Origin of the sequence: Marinobacterium halophilum, from assembly GCF_003014615.1 — a bacterium.
Lineage (GTDB): Bacteria > Pseudomonadota > Gammaproteobacteria > Pseudomonadales > Balneatricaceae > Marinobacterium > Marinobacterium halophilum.
Window position 1 is genome coordinate 57,605 of sequence record NZ_PYGI01000022.1, and the last position, 21,066, is coordinate 78,670.

At 58.4% G+C, this 21,066-nt stretch carries 17 protein-coding genes; 10 read left to right on the forward strand and 7 right to left on the reverse strand.

Annotated elements, in window-relative coordinates:
* Positions 1-10: 10 nt before the first annotated feature.
* From CLV44_RS14710 to CLV44_RS14730, 5 genes are read right to left on the reverse strand one after another with little or no spacing between them, the layout of a single operon-like run.
* Positions 11-712 carry an ABC transporter ATP-binding protein gene (locus tag CLV44_RS14710; RefSeq protein WP_106592880.1) on the reverse strand — a complete coding sequence of 234 codons (702 nt, stop codon included), beginning with the start codon at positions 710-712 and terminating at the stop codon, positions 11-13.
* Positions 712-1,479 carry a high-affinity branched-chain amino acid ABC transporter ATP-binding protein LivG gene (gene livG / locus CLV44_RS14715; RefSeq protein ID WP_106592881.1) on the reverse strand — a complete coding sequence of 256 codons (768 nt, stop codon included), beginning with the start codon at positions 1,477-1,479 and terminating at the stop codon, positions 712-714. Before livG ends, CLV44_RS14710 begins: the two co-directional genes overlap by 1 nt.
* A complete protein-coding gene (locus tag CLV44_RS14720) occupies positions 1,476-2,732 on the reverse strand; it encodes a high-affinity branched-chain amino acid ABC transporter permease LivM (RefSeq protein ID WP_106592902.1) in 1,257 nt (418 codons plus the stop codon). The genes livG and CLV44_RS14720 overlap by 4 nt, the downstream gene beginning before the upstream one ends.
* Positions 2,733-2,745: 13 nt before the next feature.
* Positions 2,746-3,672: a high-affinity branched-chain amino acid ABC transporter permease LivH gene (gene livH, locus CLV44_RS14725; RefSeq protein WP_106592882.1), complete on the reverse strand. Its 927-nt coding sequence runs from the start codon at positions 3,670-3,672 to the stop codon at positions 2,746-2,748.
* A gap of 57 nt (positions 3,673-3,729) precedes the next feature.
* Positions 3,730-4,851: a branched-chain amino acid ABC transporter substrate-binding protein gene (locus tag CLV44_RS14730; RefSeq protein WP_106592883.1), complete on the reverse strand. Its 1,122-nt coding sequence runs from the start codon at positions 4,849-4,851 to the stop codon at positions 3,730-3,732.
* Positions 4,852-5,035: 184 nt separating this feature from the next.
* Between CLV44_RS14730 and CLV44_RS14735 the strand changes: the two genes are divergently transcribed.
* The 8 genes from CLV44_RS14735 (at position 5,036) to CLV44_RS14770 (ending at position 14,185) form a co-directional block, all read left to right on the forward strand.
* On the forward strand, positions 5,036-5,605 hold the full coding sequence (locus CLV44_RS14735) for a hypothetical protein (RefSeq protein ID WP_106592884.1): 570 nt from the start codon (positions 5,036-5,038) through the stop codon (positions 5,603-5,605).
* Between the two features lie 24 nt (positions 5,606-5,629).
* Positions 5,630-5,980, forward strand: a complete 351-nt coding sequence (locus CLV44_RS14740; RefSeq protein ID WP_106592885.1) for a putative quinol monooxygenase — start codon at positions 5,630-5,632, stop codon at positions 5,978-5,980.
* 146 nt (positions 5,981-6,126) lie between these two features.
* The gene (locus CLV44_RS14745; protein WP_106592886.1) at positions 6,127-6,534 is read left to right on the forward strand and encodes a hypothetical protein; all 408 of its coding nucleotides are present in this window, start codon (positions 6,127-6,129) and stop codon (positions 6,532-6,534) included.
* 33 nt (positions 6,535-6,567) lie between these two features.
* Complete coding sequence (locus CLV44_RS14750) at positions 6,568-6,933, forward strand: hypothetical protein (protein WP_106592887.1); 366 nt, start codon at positions 6,568-6,570, stop codon at positions 6,931-6,933.
* A gap of 90 nt (positions 6,934-7,023) precedes the next feature.
* Positions 7,024-7,614 (forward strand): CBS domain-containing protein, encoded by a 591-nt coding sequence (locus CLV44_RS14755; protein ID WP_106592888.1) that lies wholly within the window; start codon positions 7,024-7,026, stop codon positions 7,612-7,614.
* Positions 7,615-7,728: 114 nt separating this feature from the next.
* Entirely contained in the window at positions 7,729-11,316 is a 3,588-nt protein-coding gene (gene nifJ, locus CLV44_RS14760; protein ID WP_106592889.1) for a pyruvate:ferredoxin (flavodoxin) oxidoreductase, read from the forward strand.
* On the forward strand, positions 11,306-12,310 hold the full coding sequence (locus CLV44_RS14765) for a dihydroorotate dehydrogenase-like protein (RefSeq protein ID WP_106592890.1): 1,005 nt from the start codon (positions 11,306-11,308) through the stop codon (positions 12,308-12,310). The genes nifJ and CLV44_RS14765 overlap by 11 nt, the downstream gene beginning before the upstream one ends.
* Before the next feature lie 183 nt (positions 12,311-12,493).
* The gene (locus CLV44_RS14770) at positions 12,494-14,185 is read left to right on the forward strand and encodes a sensor domain-containing diguanylate cyclase (protein ID WP_170069364.1); all 1,692 of its coding nucleotides are present in this window, start codon (positions 12,494-12,496) and stop codon (positions 14,183-14,185) included.
* Between the two features lie 18 nt (positions 14,186-14,203).
* On the opposite strand, the gene CLV44_RS14775 is transcribed toward CLV44_RS14770, so the two are convergent.
* Positions 14,204-15,121: a MurR/RpiR family transcriptional regulator gene (locus CLV44_RS14775; protein ID WP_146140017.1), complete on the reverse strand. Its 918-nt coding sequence runs from the start codon at positions 15,119-15,121 to the stop codon at positions 14,204-14,206.
* 178 nt (positions 15,122-15,299) lie between these two features.
* On the opposite strand from CLV44_RS14775, the gene CLV44_RS14780 reads away from it, so the two are divergent.
* Positions 15,300-16,559, forward strand: a complete 1,260-nt coding sequence (locus CLV44_RS14780; protein WP_106592893.1) for a pyridoxal phosphate-dependent aminotransferase — start codon at positions 15,300-15,302, stop codon at positions 16,557-16,559.
* Between the two features lie 115 nt (positions 16,560-16,674).
* Positions 16,675-18,306 (forward strand): methyl-accepting chemotaxis protein, encoded by a 1,632-nt coding sequence (locus tag CLV44_RS14785; RefSeq protein WP_106592894.1) that lies wholly within the window; start codon positions 16,675-16,677, stop codon positions 18,304-18,306.
* Here the strand turns inward: CLV44_RS14785 and acnA are convergent, their stop codons facing one another.
* Positions 18,307-21,021: an aconitate hydratase AcnA gene (acnA, locus tag CLV44_RS14790; RefSeq protein WP_106592895.1), complete on the reverse strand. Its 2,715-nt coding sequence runs from the start codon at positions 21,019-21,021 to the stop codon at positions 18,307-18,309.
* Positions 21,022-21,066 lie beyond the last annotated feature (45 nt).

The window sequence follows — 21,066 nt, forward strand, 5'->3', positions numbered from 1 at the left end:
GATCCGTCCATTAACCGCCGAGGTAAGCTTTACGCACACTGTCATCGTTGAGCAGAGCGTTGCCGGTGCCACTCATCACGATGCGGCCATTCTCCAGTACATATCCGCGGTCTGCAATCTTTAATGCCTGATGTGCGTTCTGTTCCACCAGAAAAATGGTGACCCCCTCCCGGCGCAGCGTTTCGATGATGTCGAAAATCTGCTGGATGATCAGCGGAGCCAGTCCCAGCGAGGGTTCATCAAGCAGCAACAGACGGGGCCGACTCATCAGCGCACGGCCGATGGCGAGCATCTGTTGCTCGCCGCCGGACATGGTGCCGCCGCGCTGATTAAAGCGCTCTTGCAGACGCGGGAACAGGGTCAGGACATGCTCCAGCTGGGTCGCGGCTTCCGCCTTGCTGTGGAAAAAACTGCCCATGAACAGGTTCTCTTCCACCGTCATGGCGGAAAAAATGCGGCGGCCTTCGGGCACTACCGCCATGCCCTTGCGCATGATCTCGGCGGTGGGCAGCTGCTGGATCGGCTGGTCATCGAAGAAGATGCGGCCGCTGTGTGCTCGAGGGTCGCCACAGAGGGTCATCATCAGTGTGGTCTTGCCCGCGCCATTGGCCCCGATCAGGGTCAGAATCTCGCCCTGTTTAACCTCCAGCGAGACGTCATGCAGCGCCTGGATCTTGCCGTAGAAGGTGGACACATGCTCCAGTCGCAGCATCAGCTCTCTCCCAGGTAGGCTTTGATGACGTCGGGATTGGCCAGGATCTGTTCTGGCGTACCATCAGCCAATGGTGCGCCCTGGTTGATCACGGTGATATGGTCGGAAATGCCCATCACCAGCCCCATGTCGTGTTCAATCAGCAATACGGCAATGTCCTGCTCGTCACGCAGGCGCAGGATCAACTGGTCCAGCTCCGATGTTTCCCTTGGATTGAGGCCTGCCGCCGGCTCATCCAGCATCAGCAGGCCCGGCTCAGTGACCATGCAGCGGGCAATCTCCAGGCGGCGCTGCTGGCCGTAGGAGAGATTGCCGGCTTCGCGATTGGCCTGTTCCAGCAAGCCAACCTGACGTAGCCAGGAAGTGGCGCGCTCCATCGCTTCCTGCTCGCGACGGCGGTAGGACGGCGTTTTCAACAGACCGGCAAAGTAGTTGGTATTCAAGTGGCGGTGCTGTGCCACCAGCAGGTTTTCAATCACCGTCATGCTGCTGAACAGGCGCACGTGCTGGAAGGTGCGCACCAGCCCCAGCCGGGAGATACGGTGGCCGGTCAGGCCCTGAATTGCCTTGCCCGCGTAGCGTATGGCACCACCGGAGGGGCTATAAAACCCGCTGATGCAGTTGAACACCGTCGTTTTGCCCGCGCCGTTGGGGCCGATCACGGAGTGAATCTGGCGCGGCTTGACCTGCAGGCTGACATTGTCCACCGCCAGCAGACCGCCGAAACGCATCATTAGACCCGAGACTTCCAGCAGATTGTCGCTCATGGATTTTTCAGCTCCAGATGGGGGCGTTTCATCGGCAGCAGTCCCTGTGGACGCCACAGCATCATCAGCACCATGACGCCGCCGAACATGAGCATGCGGTATTCCTGAAACTCACGCGCCAGCTCCGGCAATATGGTCATGGCAATGGCTGCCATGATGATGCCCAGCTGTGAGCCCATGCCACCGAGTACCACAATGGCGAGGATGATCGCCGATTCAATAAAGGTGAAGGATTCGGGGCTGATGAACCCCTGGCGAGCGGCAAAGAAACACCCGGCAAAACCGGCGAATGCAGCGCCCATGGTAAACGCCGACAGCTTGATGACGGTCGGATTCAGCCCAAGTGAGCGGCAGGCGATCTCGTCTTCACGCAGAGCTTCCCAGGCGCGGCCGATCGGCATGCGCTGGACCCGGTTGATGACATACAGGGTCAACAGCACCAACAGCACGGCGACCAGATAGAGGAAAATGACCTTGTGACTGCTGACATATTCGATACCGAAGTATTGGTGGAAGGTTTCTCCGCCATCGCTGGCGCGGCGGCTGAACTCAAGCCCGAACAGGGTGGGTTTGTCGATGCCACCAATACCGTTGGGGCCGCCAGTGACGTTGGTCCAGTTGTTGAGCAGGATGCGGATGATTTCACCAAACCCCAGAGTGACGATGGCCAGATAGTCGCCGCGCAGGCGCAGCACCGGAAAGCCGAGGATGCAGCCGAAGGTGGCGGCCAGCAACCCGGCCAGCGGCAGACACACCCAGAAAGAAAGGCCGAAGTACTCCGATAACAGTGCGTAGGTGTAGGCCCCCACCGCATAAAAAGCCACGTAGCCCAGGTCGAGCAGTCCGGCAAAGCCGACCACGATGTTGAGGCCAAGGCCGAGCATCACGTAGATCAGGGTCAGCGTGGCCAGATCGACTGCGCCCCGTGACACCATGAATGGCCAGACACACAAACCGACAATCACCAGTGCGATCAGCCAGGGGCGCAGCTGTTCACGCAGCCGATGACCGGGCAGCAGACCGTGAGCTTCAATGGCGGGCAGACGGCGCCTGAGTGTGCCCAGAGGCGACTGGAACAGCTGCACCAGAAAGACGATGACGACGGCGGTCGCAATCCAGCCCCAGGTTGCAGGATCGGCACCGGTGACGGTTAATTCGGAACCGACCTGTTCCAGCTTGACCCCGATCACCAGACAGGTGAGCAGGAAGGTGACGCCTGCTGCGAACAGGGCCGGGAACAGTGCGCGTTGCATCATCAACTCTCCCTTATACCTTTTCCACTTCCGGTTTGCCGAGCAGGCCGGTGGGACGGAACAGCAGGATCAGTACCAGCAGGCCGAAGGCGACCACATCCTTGTATTCAGATGGGAAAAACGCGGCCGTCAGCGCCTCGGTCACGCCCAGGATCAGTCCACCCAGCATGGCACCGGGGATGGAGCCGATACCGCCCAGCACTGCGGCGGTGAAGGCCTTGAGGCCGGCCATAAAGCCGATGTAGGGGTTGATGGTGCCGTAATAGAGGCTGAGCAGCACCCCGGCCACGGCGGCCAGTGCCGCGCCGATAATAAAGGTCAGGGCGATGATGCGGTTGGTATCGATGCCAAGCAGGTTGGTCATCTTCAGGTCCTGGGCACAGGCGCGACAGGCACGGCCGAGGCGGGAACGGGAGATGAACAGGGCCAGAGCGGTCATCGACACCAGCGTGACGCACCAGATGATCATCTGCATCCAGGAGATACTGACTTCGAACACCGCCGGGTCGCCGAACTGAATGCCGCCGGTCACCAGCGCCGGCATGGCCATGTCCCGTGAGCCTTGTGCCAAACGTATGTAGTTTTGCAGAAAGATCGACATGCCGATGGCGGTGATCAGCGGGATCAGTCGCGGTCCGCCGCGCAGTGGCCGATAGGCGACCCGTTCGATGGCATAGCCGTAGGTCGACGCAATGACGATCGCCGTGATCAGTGCCAGCAGCAGCACAATCGGCAGCGAACTCACCCCCAGGGTCAGCAGGCCGATAATGGCGATGAACGTAGTGTAACTGCCGATCATGTAGACCTCGCCGTGGGCGAAGTTAATCATGCCGATGATGCCGTACACCATGGTGTAACCAATGGCGATCAGCGCATAGGTGGAACCAATGGTCAGGCCATTGATCAGTTGCTGAAGTACATACAGGCTGGTTTCGCTCATCTGTAATCCCCCGGACGAGGCCCTCCTCGAAAGCTGGAGGGCGCGGTCGTGGTCGTACTATTCGCTGATCGGTGTTTTGCTGCCGTCGGCGTGCAGTTGGTAGACGATGAAAGTGGATTCGGTCAGGTCGCCTCTGTCATCAAAGCCGATCTCGCCGATGGTGGTGTCGAACCGGTTGGCACGCAGCTGGTCGGCCAGTGTATAAGGGTCGGTTTCGCCGGTGGCCTTGATGGCGTCGGTGAGAACTTGCACGGCAGCATAGGCCGTAAACACGAATGGGCCGGACGGGTCTTCATCGCGGGCCTTGAAGGCGGCGACCAGTGCCGCATTTTCGGGATTCTGTTCAAAGCTCTTCGGAGCCGTGGCGAGTACGCCTTCCATCGCCTTGCCAGCAATGGCCGCCAGGTCGGCATTGACCACGCCCTCGGGTCCCATAAAGGGTACGTCGAAGCCTTTTTCACGGGACTGGCGCAGAATCAGGCCGAGTTCCGGGTGATAGCCGCCGTAATAAACAAAGTCGACGTTGTTGCGTTTGAGTTTGGCGATCAGCGCCGAAAAGTCCTTATCCCCCGGTGTGACTCCCTCGAACATGACGGTTTCGATACCGGCCTTGGCGAGCAAATCTCTGACTGTTGTCGCCAGGCCTTCACCATACTGCTGCTTGTCATGGATCACGGCCAGATTCCGGGGCTTGACCCGGTTGATGATATGGTCGGCCGCCAGTTTGCCCTGCAGGCTGTCCAGACCGATGGTGCGGAAGATCAGTTCGTAGCCTTTTTCGGTGATGCTGGGGGAGGTGGAGGCGGCAGTGATCATCATCACCCCTTCCTCTTCATAGATATCCGAAGCCGGTTCAGTGGAACTGGAACAGAGATGGCCGATAACGTGGCGGATCTCATCGTTGACGATGCGGTTGGCGACCGCGACGGCCTGTTTGGGGTCGCAGGCATCGTCATAAATGATGCCCTCAAGTGAGATACCATTGACGCCGCCTGCGGCATTGATCCTGTCGATCGCCATCATGGCACCGATCTTTTGCATATCGCCATACTGGGCGACCGGACCGGTCACCGGACCGGCGATGCCGATCTTCAGTGTCTCGGCCTGGGCATGCAGAGCGGCCAGCAATGTACCGGCTGCGATCAGCGTTCTGGCGAAGATTCCATGGCTCGGTTTCATGTGCGTCCCCTTGTGGGCCAGTCAGTCGGCGCACACGCAGGCGGGCACCGATTATTATGATTGTTGTATGACTATCGGCTTGAGTATTACACAGGATTCCGCACCCTGCGTAGGCGCATAGGTACGCCGGAGCGCATCTGGTAGACTCGCGGATCAATGATTGTCAGTAATCCGGGAGTCGCCCATGCATCGTAATCCTCTGTTTCGTCTTTTCGCGCTGTGGCTGATGCTTTGCAGCCCGGCAGTGATGGCTGCCGGAGCCTTGCAGAGCACGCAGATCGAAGCCTATCTGGCCACGCTGGACGAGGTACAACGTTTTGGCGAACGCCTGCAGGCCGCAGGCAAGGGCCGCTTTCTGGAACGCGAGATCCTGCCGCGCAGCGGTGAGTCTTTCGATCCGCACCGCCGCGCCGTCATGGCGCTGCAGCGTGAGGCCGCGGCAGACCATCGTGAGTTGGCCGGGATTGTGCAGCAGCAGGGCTTTACCAGCCCGGACAGCTGGGCGCTGGTCGGTGACCGCGTGGTGCTGGCCTACGGTGCCATCAAGGCTGAAGCGGAGAGCCCTGAAATATTACAGCTGGCGCAACAGCTGCAGGGGCTGGACCCGCAGTTGTTGCAGCTGATGCCTGCCGACCAGCGTGCGCAGATGCAGCAGGCGCTGGTTATTGCGCAGGCGCTGTCGCGGGTGCCGGATGCCGACAAGCACAACGTACGCCCCTATATTGCCCGGCTGGACCGGGTATTTTCGCAATAATCACCCATCCGCAAGGAGTTGAAGATGTCATCACTGGTTTATTGTACGGCCCAGTTCAAACCCAAGCCCGGCAAGGAAAAAGAGCTGTTCAAGGTGCTGCAGTCACTGGAGCCCAATGCTCACCGTGAAGATGCCTGTGTGCAGTACACCGTTACGCGCCAGATCAGCAGCCCCTTCGCTGAAGGCACCAGCTTCCCGATCGTGTTCCACGAGATCTGGAGCGATATGGAAAGCTTTGAGGCACATTGCCAGCGCAAGGAGATTACCGATTTCTTCGAACGTTACTGCAAGGCGGACGATGGCCTGGCTGAAGATTGGAACGTGTGCATCTTCACCGATGAGCCGGAAGATTTCGACGCGCCCCAGATCGGATAACTGCCCGCACCTTTAAGGTGCATTTTGTACCCAAAACGGATCATTCTTGGCCAGCAATACTACGCAGGCCGGGGCTGGTCCGTTTTTTGCTTGAATCTCTTCGTGATCCACGATGGATACATTGCCATGGCAAAACGGAGGGTACCATGAGCCACATCACTGCCAATTTCAATGGTCTGAAAAACACCCTGTTTGCCCTTGTGGATAAGGGTGCCTCGGGCACTCTGTTTGTGGCGACCGAGGATAATCATGCGGCTCAGATTGTCCTGTTCAAGGGGCGTTTGCAGGGGGCAGCCTGCAACGGTTGTTGCAATGTTGCAGCGTTCGACCGGCTGGCCACAATGGCCGAACTGCGTTTCGCCTTTACCCCGGAGTTGATCTATCCGGTTGCCGACACGCTGCTGCCTGAGCAGGGCGATCAGCTGTTGCAGCAACTGGGGTATGTTCTGCCAGTGAAGATGCTCGAGGATGATGCTGGGTGCGACCTTCTTGGGCCGGCAGCGCAGCCGCAGCAAACGCTCAGGGTCTATCGGGGCCGGGTCATCACGGGGTGACGCAACCCCGTTGATAATTTTCTGCAGAGGACTATGCTGAAGATCAATGGTTCAGTGAACCGAGGTGGAACCTTGCAAGCAGAGTTCAGGCGTTTCTTACACCGTCCCGAGGTGCCGTGGTCGGCAATAGCGGTTGTCACTCTGGCTTTGGTGCTGTTGCAGGGCTTTTACGGTGCCGGCCAGGGCCCAGTATCGCTCTCCACAGCCATCGACACCTATCAGGATGCGCCAGACACTGATGTTACCGCTGAGTCGTCCACTGATTCCGATCCCTTTCTACCGATATTCGTTGAGCGCCTGTCTGCGCTGAAAGATTCCGCTCTGCCGGCGCTGCCCGTATCGTTTCATATCGACCTCGACCATTACTCGTTCCAACCGCGTGCGCCTCCCGTTGCCTGATATTTCGAAATCGTTTTTCAGCCTTATCGGCCCCTATGCGGCCATTGTATTGACGAAATAACAGCACACCTGTGTGCACGGAGACGCATTATGCAAACCTACCATGAACTGAAAACAACCAGCCTTGAAGACTACACGCGCCTGGCCGCAAGCAGCACTGCAGACGTTACCGGTCTGGATTCACCGGCTGAAAGTGTGATGACCGATTTTCGCCAGGTGCAGCCGTTGACCATGAGCATGACCGAAAGTGTCCATGAGGCGACTCAGGCGATGCGCAAGGTCCATGTGCGCTCGGTGATAGTGACCGACAGCAATGATGACTTCCGCGGCATCCTGACCGTACTCGACCTGGAAAGCCGCAAGGTGTTGAGTCAGGCGACGAGCCTTGGGCTCAAGCGGGAAGACCTGAGCATCAAGGATGTCATGGTCAGTCGTGACAAGCTCCGAGGTGTGCCTTTGTCGGCGCTCCACAAGGGCAGTATTGGTGACTTGCTGAAGACCCTGCGTTATGAAGGCAGCCAGCACATGTTGGTGGTTGATCCCGAGTCACACGAGATTTGTGGCATCATTTCCGCCAGCGAAATTGCGCGCCGCCTGCAGGTGCCAGTCGAGATCAATCTGCAGGCCACCAGTTTCCGTGAGCTGGTCGATTCGCTCTTCGGTCGTGGCGAGCGTATCTGACCCCATCTGGCCGGCCTTTTGTTGAAAGGTGTCGCGGGGGTTGGCGCAGGTCAATCTCTGCCGCCGGCTGATCTGCCATACTGAAGCTCGAATTCAGGCTGGCAGGAGCAGGGCATGTCCAGGGCAGATATACGGATGATGGATGGCAACGAAGCCGCCGCGACGATTGCGCATCAGTTGAATGATGTCATCGCCATCTACCCGATCACACCGGCCTCGGTGATGGGTGAGCTGGCCGACAGCTGGAGTAATCGCGGGCGGCACAACCTCTGGGGCACGGTGCCTCAAGTCATTGAGCTGCAAAGCGAAGCCGGTGCCGCCGGTGCTGTCCATGGTGCCTTGCAGGCCGGAGCCAAGGCCTGCACCTTTACTGCTTCCCAAGGGCTGCTGCTGAAAATCCCCAACATGTTCAAGATCGCCGGTGAGCTGACGCCCACGGTCTTCCACGTGGCGGCACGTTCGCTGGCGACCCATGCACTGTCGATCTTTTGTGACCACAGTGATGTCATGGCGGCGCGTACGACCGGTTTTGCCATGCTCGCCTCCTGCAATGCACAGGAGGTGATGGACATGGCCTGTATTGCCGAGATGGCAACACTGGAAGGGCGGGTGCCGGTGCTGCATTTCTTCGACGGTTTCCGTACCAGTCATGAAATCACTCCGGTCGAGGTGATCAGTCCCGAGCAATTACAGATACTGATCAATCCGCGCCTGGTTCAGGCCTGCCGTGAACGCGCATTATCGCCGGAACATCCATTTATCCGTGGCACCTCGCAGAATCCCGATCTGTTCTTCCAGTCACGTGAAGCGATCAACCCTTTCTACGATGCCTTCCCCTCGATTGTGCAGAACGCCATGGACCGTTTCGCTAAGGTCACCGGCCGCCAGTACCAACTGTATGACTACCGGGGAGCCGAAGATGCCGAGCGGGTGGTTGTGGTAATAGGGTCAGCCGTTGGCTGTGTGCAGGAAACGGTCGACCACCTCACCGCCCGGGGGGAAAAGGTTGGCGTGCTGAATGTGCGCCTGTTCCGCCCGTTTGCGGCTGAGCGTTTGCTTTCCATATTGCCCGCCACTGTCAAGGCGATAGCGGTGCTGGACCGAACCAAGGAACCCGGTGCCGATGGCGAGCCGCTGTTCAAGGATGTGGCCACGGCGGTGTTCGAGGCCTGCAGCGAAGGCCGCTGGCCGGGCCAAGGACTGCCGCGGGTACTGGGTGGCCGTTTCGGGCTGTCATCCAAGGAGTTCACGCCCGGCATGGTCAAGGCAGTATTCGATCGGCTGGGACGCACGGGGGGCAAGCGGGCGTTTACGGTTGGCATTGACGACGATATTACCCACCTCAGCTTGCCCTGGGATGACACCTTCCGTACCGACGCGGCTGAGCGTCAGGTGCAGGCCGTGTTTTTCGGCCTGGGTGCCGACGGTACGGTGTCAGCCAACAAGAACAGCATCAAGATCATCGGCAGAGTTGACGGACAATATGCGCAGGGGCACTTCGTGTACGATTCGAAGAAATCCGGCGCTGTCACCGTATCCCATCTACGCTTTGGTCCCGACCCCATCCGCTCGACCTATGAAATCCAGAATGGTGAAGCCGATTTCATTGGCTGCCACCAGCCCCGCTTTCTGCAGCGTTATCCGATGCTGGACAAGGCCGCCGAGGGGGCACGGGTTTTGATCAACACCGATTTGAGCGGTGATGCCTTCTGGCACAGCCTGCCGGGGTCGGTACAGCGGAGCATGATCGACAAGCAGCTCAAGGTGTCCCTGATCGATGCCTACAAGGTGGCCGCCGAGGCCGGGTTGGGCAAGCGCATCAACACCATCATGCAGACCTGTTTTTTCGCTCTGACCGATATCCTGCCGCAGGACGAGGCGATGGCGCAGGTCAAGGCGGCCGTTGAATCCAGCTATGGCCGCCGCAGCCGTCGTATTGCCGATATGAATCTGGCCGCAATCGATATGGCGCTGACTCATCTGATTGCGTTCGAGGTGCCGACACAGGCTGACAGTCTGATTCCACTGCATGAGGTGCAGGCCGATGAAGCCAGTCGTTTTGTGCAGCAGGTGACCACCGAACTGATTGCTGGACGCGGTGATGCGGTGCCGGTAAGCCGGGTGCCGGTGGATGGCACCTGGCCCAGTGGTACGGCGGCTTATGAAAAACGTGACCTGGCCCGTGAGCTGCCGCAGTGGGAAGAAGACCTGTGTACCCATTGCGGCAAGTGCGTGTTTGTCTGTCCGCATGCGGTGATCCGTTCCAAGGCGTTCGACGCAGAACAGATGGAGCGTGCCCCCGCCGGTTTCAAGGCGGTGCCCATCAAGGGAGCGAAGGATTTTCCGGACAATACGCTAATCAGTTATCAAATATCGCCGGACGACTGCACCGGCTGCACCCTTTGTGTTGAAATCTGCCCGATCCACGATAAAACCAATCAGAGCCGCAAGGCCTTGAATATGGTGCCAAAAGAGAGCGTCATCGAGCGTGAGCGGGTCAGTTGGGATTTCTTCAGTCAGCTGCCGGAGTTCGATCGTACCGCCTTGAAGACAGGTACGATGAAAGGCTCAATGCTGATGCAGCCGCTGTTCGAGTTCAGTGGCGCCTGTTCCGGCTGTGGCGAAACCCCTTATATTCGTCTGCTCAGTCAGCTATTCGGTGATCGCATGCTGGTGGCCAATGCCACCGGATGTTCTTCCATCTACGGCGGCAATCTGCCGACAACACCCTGGGCGCTGAATGCCGAGGGCCGAGGGCCGGCCTGGAACAACTCCCTGTTCGAGGACAATGCCGAGTTTGGTCTGGGCATGCGGGCAGCACTGGATAAGCAGAGCGAATACGCCATCGAGCTGCTGCAGGCGCTGAGCAGTCAACTGGACGCGCATCTGGTGGCCCAGTTGCTGAGCGCCGATCAGAGTGACGAAGCCGGTATCCGCGCCCAGCGCGAGCGCGTGGCCAAACTGCGTGAGCGGTTGCAAGTGCTGGACGATCCTCGCGCCGAAACCCTGTACGCGCTGGCGGATAAGCTGTGCCGCCACAGTGTCTGGATCGTCGGCGGCGATGGCTGGGCCTACGACATCGGCTATGGAGGTCTCGACCATGTGCTGGCGTCGGGACGCAACGTCAATATTCTGGTGCTGGATACGGAAGTCTATTCCAATACCGGTGGCCAGACCTCCAAGGCGACCCCGCGCGGGGCGGTGGCCAAATTCTCCGCCGGAGGCAAGTCGGTCGCCAAAAAGGATCTGGCCCGCATCGCCATGGACTATGAACATGTCTACGTGGCTCATGTCGCCTATGCGGCCAAGGATATGCAAACGCTGCATGCCTTCCGCGAAGCCGAGAGCTGGGATGGACCCTCTCTGATCATCGCCTACTCACCCTGTATCGCCCACGGATTCGATCTGGCCGACAATCATGAACACCAGCGGCTGGCGGTGGAGTCGGGCCATTGGCCGCTGCTGCGTTACGACCCGCGGCGGGCGGAACAGGGCGAAAACCCGTTAAAGCTGGATTCCAAACCGCCTTCGATTCCCTATGCCGCCTTTGCCCGTACCGAAGCGCGCTTCAGCATGCTGGCGCGAGCCAACCCGGAAGCGGCCGAGGCGTTTCTGGCCCAGGCACAGCGCGATGCCAGTGAGCGTTATCACCGCTATGAACAGCTGGCCGGATTGAGCTGGGAGAAACACGATGAGCAATAAGCGCCTGAGTACCCGGTATCTGGGGCTGGAACTGGACAACCCGCTGGTGCCGTCAGCATCGCCCCTGACGGCCACGGTGGCGGGCGTTTGCCGACTGGCAGCCGCCGGTGCCGGGGCCGTGGTCATGCACAGCCTGTTTGAGGAGGCCTGCAGCCGTGACCATGAGCTGCTGCATCATTTTCTGTACGAACAGGAGGTTGGCCACGGTGAGGCCGATGACTATCTGCCGGTACCGGACAGCTTCCAGACGGCCGAAGAGCATTATCTGGAGCAGCTGCAGACGATCAAGACCCGCATCGACATCCCGGTTATCGCCAGCCTCAATGGTGTCAGTCCGCGCGGCTGGGCTGACCATGCGCGCGAGCTGGCCGCAGCCGGAGCCGATGCGCTGGAGCTGAATATCTATCATATTGCGGCCTCGGCACAGGAAAGTGGGGCCGCAGTCGAGCAGCGCTATCTGGATATTCTGGCGGATGTACGTAGTGCCGTGCCGGATCTGCCGCTGGCACTGAAACTGGGCGCGCATTTTTCCAGCCCGGTGCATCTGGTGGCGCAACTGCAGGAACAGGGTGCCGATGCAGTGGTATTGTTCAACCGTTTTCTGGAGCCGACGCTGGATCTGGATACGTTGAAAATTGTGCCGCAGCTGCAGTTATCCACAGCCATGGAGCTCAACGAGCGGCTGCGCTGGACTGCGATCATGCGTGCTCAGGTTGCATTGGACATCGCCATTACCGGCGGCATACATTCCGGTGAGGACGTTATTCGCACTCAGCTGGTGGGGGCCCAGGTAGCCCAGCTGGCGAGCGTATTGATGCGCCGTGGCGCAGGCGTGCTGGGCGAGATGCAGCGTGCCATGCTGGCCTGGATGGATGAAAATGAGTATGACTCGTTGCAACAGTTGCGCGGCAGCGTTTGCCACGCCAATGCCGCCGATCCGTCGGGCTGGGAGCGAGCCAACTATCTGGATACGCTGGATCTGTGGCGACCTTAGATACCCATAAAACATCAGATACGGGATTATTGGCGCTGGCTGACTACGTTCCTGTGCCAAGATGGTCTATATTGTCTGGGTTGTGGTATATGGGAGGCGTGAATCGAGTATGCAGGGAGGTTGTGCTTGAATCTTAAAGCGAGGTTTAGCCTCCTGGCAATTGTGCTGATGCTGGCGTCTGGCATGGCCGTTTGGGTTTCGGTGCAGACGCTTGCCGAGGGCATCATCACCGAATGGGCTCAGCGTTATGTTGAAAAGCAGGTTCGCTATGACAAGCAGCGTGTACTACAGCCGATACTGCGTGAAATTGTGCTGGCCCGCCAGTTGGCTAGCTCGCCTCTGATAATCGAGTGGCTGCGAAACCCCGATGATATCGTGCTTGAATACCGCGCGCTGATGGAGCTGGAGCGTTATCGCGGTGCCTTCAAGGATAGCAATTACTTTCTCGGCATCCTTGCCAATGGGCGTTACTACTACAACAACGCCGAAAATGAATACGGCAATGATCAACTGCGTTACATACTGCAGCCTGACCGACCCGCCGATAGCTGGTTTTATGATGCCGCCGCCCAGAACAAAAACCTCCTTATTAACGTCAATCCCGATCCGCATCTGGGGGTAATCAAACTGTGGGTTGATGTGTTGTTGCGTGACGCCGATGGCCAAGTGCTTGGTGTGGCGGGCACCGGTCTGAGTTTGAGTAATTTCCTGAACGACTTTGTCGACAGCGGCGAGGAGGGAATTACCAGTCTGTTTGTCAATCATGAAGGGGCCATTCAGTTATACCGGGACCAGTCATTGATTGATTTTGCCAGCTTGAGCAAAACGGTGGACGAACAGAAACGCCTGAACCTTATGCTTGGGTCCGCTGACCTGACGCGCTTGCAAGCGTCCATGGCTGAAGTCAGAGATGCACCGGAGAAGGTCTCCAGCGGGTTTGTCACTCTTGAGGGTACGCGCTATCTGGCGGGGGTCGCTTACCTGCCTGAAATCGATTGGTATGAAGTGACACTGATGGATTTGAATCAGCTGCTGCCCCTAAGCCGATTCAACTCTATTCTGCTTATTTTCGCGCTTTCTCTACTCTTCACCGTATTGCTGTTTCATATCGTCTTGGGCCGTGTCGTGCTGGCACCCTTGCAAGCGCTTGATGCGGCAATTCGCCGCCTGCGCAAAGGGGAATACCATGGCGAGTCACTGGGCGTGAACGCCAGCGGTGAAGTGGGGCGTCTGGTCGCCGAATTCGAGCAGATGACTACGGAAGTACATGAGGCGCGGACAAATCTGGAGCAGAAAGTACGTGAGCGTACCGATGCCTTGAACCGGATCAGCCAGACAGACCCGTTGACCGGTTTGTTCAATCGTCGCGGTATGGATGAGCGCCTGCTGGATGAGTTGAAACGTTGTACTCGCGAAAAACGCTGGATGGGCGTGATCTGGATCGATCTTGACCTGTTCAAGGAAATTAACGACGTTTACGGCCACGGTGTGGGTGACGATGCTTTGAAGCTGGTTGCCAAGGTGCTGCGTTCGGTGGTGCGTGAATACGATGCGGCTGCTCGTTGGGGCGGTGACGAATTTCTGCTGATGATCCGTGATGCCGACAATGACATGCTGCAACACATCTGTGAGCGCCTGTTGCGAGTCATACGTGCGCAGGCACTGCCGATTGAGGGAGGAAACAGTTTGTGTATGACCTTCAGCATTGGAGCCTATCTGGCACAGCGAGATGATCTGGAAGAAGTGTTGAGGCAGGCGGACGCGGCACTCTATGCCGCCAAGGCTGCTGGTCGAAACGGCTATAAGATTTATGATGAAACGCTGCCGCTCATGAATGCGCCTGACACTGAATACACCTCCAAAACCTGTCTTTGATTGATGCCGAACATGCGGTCAAAACTCGTCATTGAGTCGACTGATCAGCTCTTCGCGGTGGCTCAGCCGCTGCACGGCGGCGTCGCCCAGCAGGCGGGCGGTTTGTAACAGCAGAGTCTCGGCCAGAAACTGGGTAGCGATCATGCTGTTGGTATACAGCGGGCTTTCGTTACAGCTGATCAGACTGGACTGTGCCAGTTGGGCCAATGGCGAATGATGGCTGTCGGTCAGTGCCAGCAATGGCAGCTGCAGCTGGTTGGCTACTTGCGCCAGCATCACCGAATCGCGGCTGTAGGGCTCGGAGCCAAACATTACCAACAGATCCCGTGGGCCCAGTTCGGCCAGTGCCTGCGCCTGCCCTTCGCCCGCAGCACCAACCACGGTAACCTGCTCTCGAATCAACCCCAGCATATAACTGAACATTACCGCCAGACCGTAGGACTGACGCCGCCCCGAGATACGAATGCGGCGAGCTTTCACCAACAACTGAGCGGCATGATGCAGGTTCTGTTCATTCAGCTGGGCCGAAGTGCGGGCCAGATTGTCGATTTGGGTGTCCAGATGACGGGTGAGCCGGTGTTCCACCGAAAGTTCTTCGTGCGGATTGACCAGCGCTGAAGCCTGTACGCTGTAGTAACGTCCGGGTTCACTGAGGGAGTGGCGGAACAGATTCTGAAACTGGACGAACCCCTTGAATCCCAGCAGTTTGGACAGGCGCGTCAGTGAGGCTGGACTGACGCCGGTGACCTTGGCCAACTCGGTGATGCTGTGGGTGGCGACCAGGCGGGGGTCGTCCAGCATTATGCACAGGGCAACCAGTAACCGCTTGCCCATCGGCAGCTGCAGTTCGCCGCGCTTGAGCAGCGATGGCAGCTTGCGCAGTTCTGCCAGTGACACTGGCGGGAACTGTATGGAATCATGGGTTCCTGATTTCAAAGTGTTTTTATCCCCAGTTCAGGTAATTCTCATCCTGTTGATATATAAGCTGTTTTAATTGAGCGCTGAACATTACCTGTCGTTTTTGAAAATATATTTCCATTTATTACTATAATATTGAAAGCTTTTCCACAGGGTTCATAGTACAGCACATCGCCGACTATCAGGAACCCGTGCCATGTCCATTGAAGCCTTTCTACGCCCGATCAACCACTCTGAAACACTGCTGATCAACGAACGCTCCGACCGGCTGGAGAGCAGCCGTCATGTGTTTCGCTTTGGCTTTGGTCAGTCTCCGTTCCCGGTTCCAGCCAGTGTCACCGAGGTGCTGCGTCGGCATGCGCATGAAAAGAGCTATCTGCCAGTGCAAGGGTGGCAGCCGCTGCGTGAAGCGGTGGCGGCGTTCCATCGGCAGCAGGACGGAGTTGACTGGCAGAGTGATCGTGTACTGGTTGGTCCGGGCAGCAAGCTGCTGATCTATTCGGTGATGGCAGCCTTTACGGCAGCCGAGGTGCTGTTGGTCTCGCCCAGCTGGGTATCCTATGAGCCCCAGGCTCTGCTCGCAGGTCACCAAGTGTCGCGCTTGCAGACCGATGCGGCCAGCGAATGGCGCTTGAGTGCAGAGCAGCTGGCAGCATTTTGCGCCGAACGACCGAACCCTGATCTGCCGCTGATTCTGGTATTGAATTATCCCGGCAACCCCAGTGGAACGACCTACAGTGAGGTGCAGTTGCAGGTATTGGCCGAGGTGATGCGCCGTCACGGGATACTGGTGATCAGCGATGAGATTTACGGCATGCTGCATCATCAGGGCGAACACCGCTCGCTGGCACGCTACTATCCCGAGGGGACCTTGGTGACGGGTGGTCTGTCGAAATGGTGTGGTGCCGGCGGCTGGCGATTGGGGGTCATGCATGTGCCTGCGGCATTGGCCGATACCCTGCTGCCACGGCTGCTGGGGGTCGCGTCGGAAACCTGGTCCTGTGTGGCTGCGCCGGTGCAGCACGCGGCCGCTGAAGCCTATCGCTATGGTGAAGAAATCGAGACCTATGTTGCCAATGAGCGCCGCGTACTGTCCCTTTTGGGTCGGCGTATGGCTGCTGCCTTGAGTGAGGTGGAGGTAATGACGGCGGCTCCGCAGGGCGGTTTTTACCTGTTTCCCGACTTCGAGCGTTGGCGCACAGTGCTGGCAGACAAGGGGATTACCACAGCGGACGAGCTGTGCAGCCGCCTGTTGCAGGAAGCGGGTGTGGCACTGTTACCGGGTACCGCATTCGGCATGCCTGCAACCGAACTGGTGGCACGTCTGTCCTATGTCAATTTTGATGGTACAGCGGCACTGGAAACAACGGGAGACGTGCTGGACCAAATCCTGCAGCCGGTGATGGAAGGTGCGGCCGCAGTTACGCAGTGGCTCAGGGATATCGAAAAAACGTAAGTTTTTTTTTGGCAATAGAGTGTTCCTGTTTTTGTGGGATCCTTTTGCTGGTTGAGTGCGAGACAATTGCAATTGCAATTTAGTCGCATTTAAACAACGGTTTTGAAAGGGTCCCATGGAACTTAAACACGTTAAAATTCGTTCGGCCTTATTGGTCATCCTTTTGGTTTTCAGTGGAGTGGTCATTGTTTCCAGTGTGAATGCCTGGTGGTCTGCCAAGGACGCTTATCAGGGACTGGTGCAACTGAATACGATCACTGAAGAGCAGACAGTTCCGGTGACCAATGCCTTGATTACGGTATTGCGTGCCCGTTTGGCAGTCATTGGGGCTGAAGCGGAATATCAGAACGGCAACCTGTCCAATGCGCGTCATAGTCATGAAGCATCGGTCACCTTTGCTCGTGACGCCGCCGATACTTTTCAGACATTTTTGCAAGCGGAAAAATCATCAGGAGTTGTGGCAATTGCCCAGCGGATTGAAACCAGTTTCAAGCAGTTTGAGCAGGCTGCGGTACAGCTGAACAAGGCCCTGGAAGCTCGTGACCGCAGTGCTTTTCTGGAAGCCAATCTGCAGGCGCGCAATGCCAGTGAAGGCTATTACGCAGCGTTGCTGGAATTCCAGGAAAGGGCTGCTTCAGATCGACAAAGACGTATGGATCATGCACTGGATGATTACGAGATGGCCAGGCTACAGGCGATTGTCGTCACGCTGCTGGCGATTGTGTTGGTGAGCCTGAGTTTGTGGTTTGTGCGTCGCCATATTGTGGCACCGCTGTTGCTGGCCGGTGAGCATTTCCAGGTGATGGCGTCCGGTGACCTGAGCCGCGAGATTGACACGTCAAGCAGCAACGAGATCGGTGATCTGTTCAAGTCGCTGCGTGAAATGCAGCAGACCAAACGCAGCCTGATCCGCTCATTGATGGAGTCTTCCAGTCAATTGGCCTCGGCGGCCGAAGAGCTGAATTCGGTGACTGAAGAAAGCCAGCGTGGCCTGCAGCAGCAGAGTGATCAGCTGCAACAGGCAGCGACAGCCATTACTGAACTGAGCACTGCGGTGGATGATGTCGCCAATAATGCCGTTGTTACGTCGGAAGCATCACAGGCCTCTAACCAGCAGGCGGTCAAATGCCGTGAAGGGGTTCAGGTGACGATCACTGATATCGGTACCGTTGCCGCCGGGGTCGAGCAGACTTCTACTCAAGTGGCTGAACTGGCTCAGCACAGCCGCAACATCGGCCAGATTCTGGATGTGATCCAGGATGTGGCTGAACAGACCAACCTGTTGGCACTGAACGCGGCGATCGAGGCGGCCCGTGCCGGTGAGGCTGGACGTGGTTTCGCCGTTGTCGCGGATGAAGTACGTACGCTGGCGCAGCGGACGCAGTCGTCCACCACGGAAATTGAAAAACTGATTACCGCGATGCGTCAGGGTACCAGTGATGTGATGCAGTCAATGGAGCAGAGTCGCGAACGTACTGAACGTACCTTGACCAGTGCGGATGTGGCATCTGCGGCACTGGAAGAGATCTTTGAGTCGATTGGCCAGGTTAATGATCGCAACCTGGTGATCGCCAGCGCAGCGGAAGAACAGGCTCAGGTGGCGCGAGAGGTTGACCGGAATCTGGTTAATATCCGTGATCTGGCCACTCAAACGGCTGCCGGTGCCAATCAGACCAGTGCCGCCAGCCAGGAGCTGTCCCGACTGGCGGTGGAAATGCACGATCTGGTGGTGCACTTCCGTACCTGATCAGCTTTTGCCGAGCATCCTGCGCAGTACGTAGTGCAGGATGCCGCCGTGGCGGAAGTAGGTCAGTTCGTTGCCGGTATCGATCCGGCAGCGGACCGGCACTTGCTGTGTCTGGCCATCGGTACGGGTGAGTGTCAGGGTTAACACTTGCTTCGGCTGGAGTTGATCCAGTCCACTCAAACTGAGTGTTTCCTCTCCTGTCAGCCCCAGCTGCTGGCGATCGGTATCCATGAACTCCAGCGGCAGCACGCCCATCCCCAGCAGGTTGGAACGGTGAATTCGTTCGAACGATTCCGCCACGACGGCACGTACACCCAGCAACCGGGTGCCTTTGGCTGCCCAATCGCGGGATGACCCCGTACCGTATTCCTTGCCTGCCACTACGACCAGATCCACGCCCTCCTGTTGATAGCGCATTGCCGCATCATAGATCGACAGCTGTTCGACGCCAGGGTGATAGAGAGTTTCACCGCCCTCGACGCCGTCGAGCATTTCGTTGCGGATGCGGATATTGGCAAAGGTACCGCGCATCATGACTTCATGATTGCCTCGGCGTGAGCCGTAGGAGTTGAAGTCCTGTTGCTCAACCCCTTGCTCCTGCAGGTAGCGCCCGGCGGGGCTGTCTGCCTTGATCGCACCGGCCGGCGAGATATGGTCGGTGGTGACTGAGTCGCCGAGCAGGGCCAAAATCCGTGCATTGACGATGTCGTTGACCGGTTCCGGCTCGGCTGACATGCCGTCGAAGAAGGGCGGTTGGCGGATATAGCTTGAGTCTGGCCAGGTATAGGTATCATCGGCAGATATCTCGATCGCTTGCCAGTCGGTATCACCGTCGAACACGGCGGCATATTCACGGCGGAACATCCCGGTATTGACGTGCCCGAGCGCGGTGGCGATTTCCTGCTGGCTGGGCCAGATGTCACGCAGATAGACCGGCGTGCCATTGCTGTCCTTGCCCAAGGGGTCCCGACTCAGATCAAGATCGATACGGCCTGCCAGGGCAAACGCGACCACCAGCGGTGGAGAAGCCAGCCAATTGGTTTTCACCGCCGGATGCACGCGGCCTTCGAAGTTGCGGTTGCCCGACAGCACTGATGCGACGGTAAGATCCTGATCGCGGATGGCATGTTCAATCGGGTCCGCCAGCGGGCCGGAGTTGCCGATACAGGTGGTGCAGCCATAGCCCACCAGGTTGAAACCGAGCTGGTCCAGCGCCCGATCAAGGCCGGTGGCCTGCAGATATTCGGTCACGACCTTGGAGCCGGGTGCCAGTGAACTTTTGACCCAGGGCTTGCGCATCAACCCGCGGGCCAATGCCTTTTCTGCCAGCAATCCTGCGGCCAGCATCACACCGGGGTTGGATGTGTTGGTACAGGAAGTAATCGCCGCGATCACGACCGCGCCGTGGTTCAGTTCGAAGCGATCACCATTGAATTCGACATGGGCCGTGCCACCCGCGCCCGGTGCCGGCTGACCGCCTTCGGCTTCCAGATCACTGATACCAGCGCCGGAGGGCGTCAGGTTCAGTGCCATCAGCTCATCAAAGCGGGTTTTCAGGTCGGTCAGTGCAACCCGGTCCTGCGGGCGTTTGGGGCCGGCAAGAGAAGCCTGCACCGCACCCAGGTCGAGGGCCAGTGATGACGTAAACAGCGGCTCGTCACCGGGATGGCGCCAGAGACCCTGTTCCTTGCAATAGGCTTCCACCAGCGCTATCTGGTCGTCACTGCGACCGGACAGGCGCAGGTAACGCAATGTTTCCTCGTCGACCGGGAAAAAGCCGCAGGTGGCACCATACTCCGGTGCCATGTTGGCGAGCGTAGCACGGTCAGCCAGCGGCAGCTGAGCCAGGCCGTCACCGTAGAACTCGACAAACTTGCCGACCACACCGTGTTTGCGCAGCATCTCGGTGACGGTAAGCACCAGGTCGGTGGCGGTAATGCCTTCACGCAAGGCGCCGCTGAGCTTGACGCCCACCACTTCGGGAATCAGCATCGATACCGGCTGCCCCAGCATGGCGGCTTCCGCCTCGATGCCACCTACGCCCCAGCCCAGAATCCCCAGGCCATTGATCATGGTCGTGTGTGAGTCGGTGCCGACCAGCGTGTCGGGATAGGCCCAGATCTCGCCATCCCGCTCTTCTGTCCAGACCGTCTGGCCCAGATATTCCAGGTTCACTTGATGACAGATACCGGTGCCGGGCGGGACCACGCGGAAGTTATTGAACGCGGTTTGGCCCCAGCGCAGGAAAGCATAGCGTTCATGGTTGCGGCTCATTTCGGCCTGTACATTGGCGCGAAACGCGTCGGCGTTGCCGTAGTGATCGACCATGACCGAATGGTCGATCACCAGGTCGACCGGCGACAGCGGATTAACATGCTGGGGGTCGCCACCCAGTGCGGTCACGGCATCGCGCATGGCGGCCAGGTCGGCGACCGCAGGCACGCCGGTGAAATCCTGCATCAATACGCGCGCAGGGCTGAAGGCAATCTCCTGATCACTGTGTCCGCCGTGATGCTGCCAGGCGACCAGTGCCTTAAGATCGTCCACAGACACAGCCTCGGTATCGGCCTTGCGCAGCAGGTTTTCCAGCAGGATCTTGAGCGAGCGGGGCAAACGGCTAATGTCGCCCAGTTGTGCCTCGGCTTTCCGCAGGCTATGAAAACGATAGTGCTGCGTGCCGATGTTCAGGGTTTGCTCGGTTTCTGGCGTGTTCATGTAAGCCCTCCGGTGACAGTGGTGTGACGGTTTGTGTTGGCCCCT

What these genes read in the sequence shown, in the direction of transcription:
- CLV44_RS14730 (WP_106592883.1), bottom strand. Translation starts at nt 4,851, where the DNA reads ATGAAACCGAGCCATGGAATCTTCGCCAGAACGCTGATCGCAGCCGGT.
- CLV44_RS14735 (WP_106592884.1), top strand. Translation starts at nt 5,036, where the DNA reads ATGCATCGTAATCCTCTGTTTCGTCTTTTCGCGCTGTGGCTGATGCTT.
- livH (WP_106592882.1), bottom strand. Translation starts at nt 3,672, where the DNA reads ATGAGCGAAACCAGCCTGTATGTACTTCAGCAACTGATCAATGGCCTG.
- CLV44_RS14710 (WP_106592880.1), bottom strand. Translation starts at nt 712, where the DNA reads ATGCTGCGACTGGAGCATGTGTCCACCTTCTACGGCAAGATCCAGGCG.
- CLV44_RS14755 (WP_106592888.1), top strand. Translation starts at nt 7,024, where the DNA reads ATGCAAACCTACCATGAACTGAAAACAACCAGCCTTGAAGACTACACG.
- CLV44_RS14740 (WP_106592885.1), top strand. Translation starts at nt 5,630, where the DNA reads ATGTCATCACTGGTTTATTGTACGGCCCAGTTCAAACCCAAGCCCGGC.
- CLV44_RS14765 (WP_106592890.1), top strand. Translation starts at nt 11,306, where the DNA reads ATGAGCAATAAGCGCCTGAGTACCCGGTATCTGGGGCTGGAACTGGAC.
- CLV44_RS14745 (WP_106592886.1), top strand. Translation starts at nt 6,127, where the DNA reads ATGAGCCACATCACTGCCAATTTCAATGGTCTGAAAAACACCCTGTTT.
- livG (WP_106592881.1), bottom strand. Translation starts at nt 1,479, where the DNA reads ATGAGCGACAATCTGCTGGAAGTCTCGGGTCTAATGATGCGTTTCGGC.
- CLV44_RS14780 (WP_106592893.1), top strand. Translation starts at nt 15,300, where the DNA reads ATGTCCATTGAAGCCTTTCTACGCCCGATCAACCACTCTGAAACACTG.
- CLV44_RS14770 (WP_170069364.1), top strand. Translation starts at nt 12,494, where the DNA reads ATGGCCGTTTGGGTTTCGGTGCAGACGCTTGCCGAGGGCATCATCACC.
- nifJ (WP_106592889.1), top strand. Translation starts at nt 7,729, where the DNA reads ATGTCCAGGGCAGATATACGGATGATGGATGGCAACGAAGCCGCCGCG.
- CLV44_RS14750 (WP_106592887.1), top strand. Translation starts at nt 6,568, where the DNA reads ATGCTGAAGATCAATGGTTCAGTGAACCGAGGTGGAACCTTGCAAGCA.
- CLV44_RS14720 (WP_106592902.1), bottom strand. Translation starts at nt 2,732, where the DNA reads ATGCAACGCGCACTGTTCCCGGCCCTGTTCGCAGCAGGCGTCACCTTC.
- CLV44_RS14785 (WP_106592894.1), top strand. Translation starts at nt 16,675, where the DNA reads ATGGAACTTAAACACGTTAAAATTCGTTCGGCCTTATTGGTCATCCTT.
- acnA (WP_106592895.1), bottom strand. Translation starts at nt 21,021, where the DNA reads ATGAACACGCCAGAAACCGAGCAAACCCTGAACATCGGCACGCAGCAC.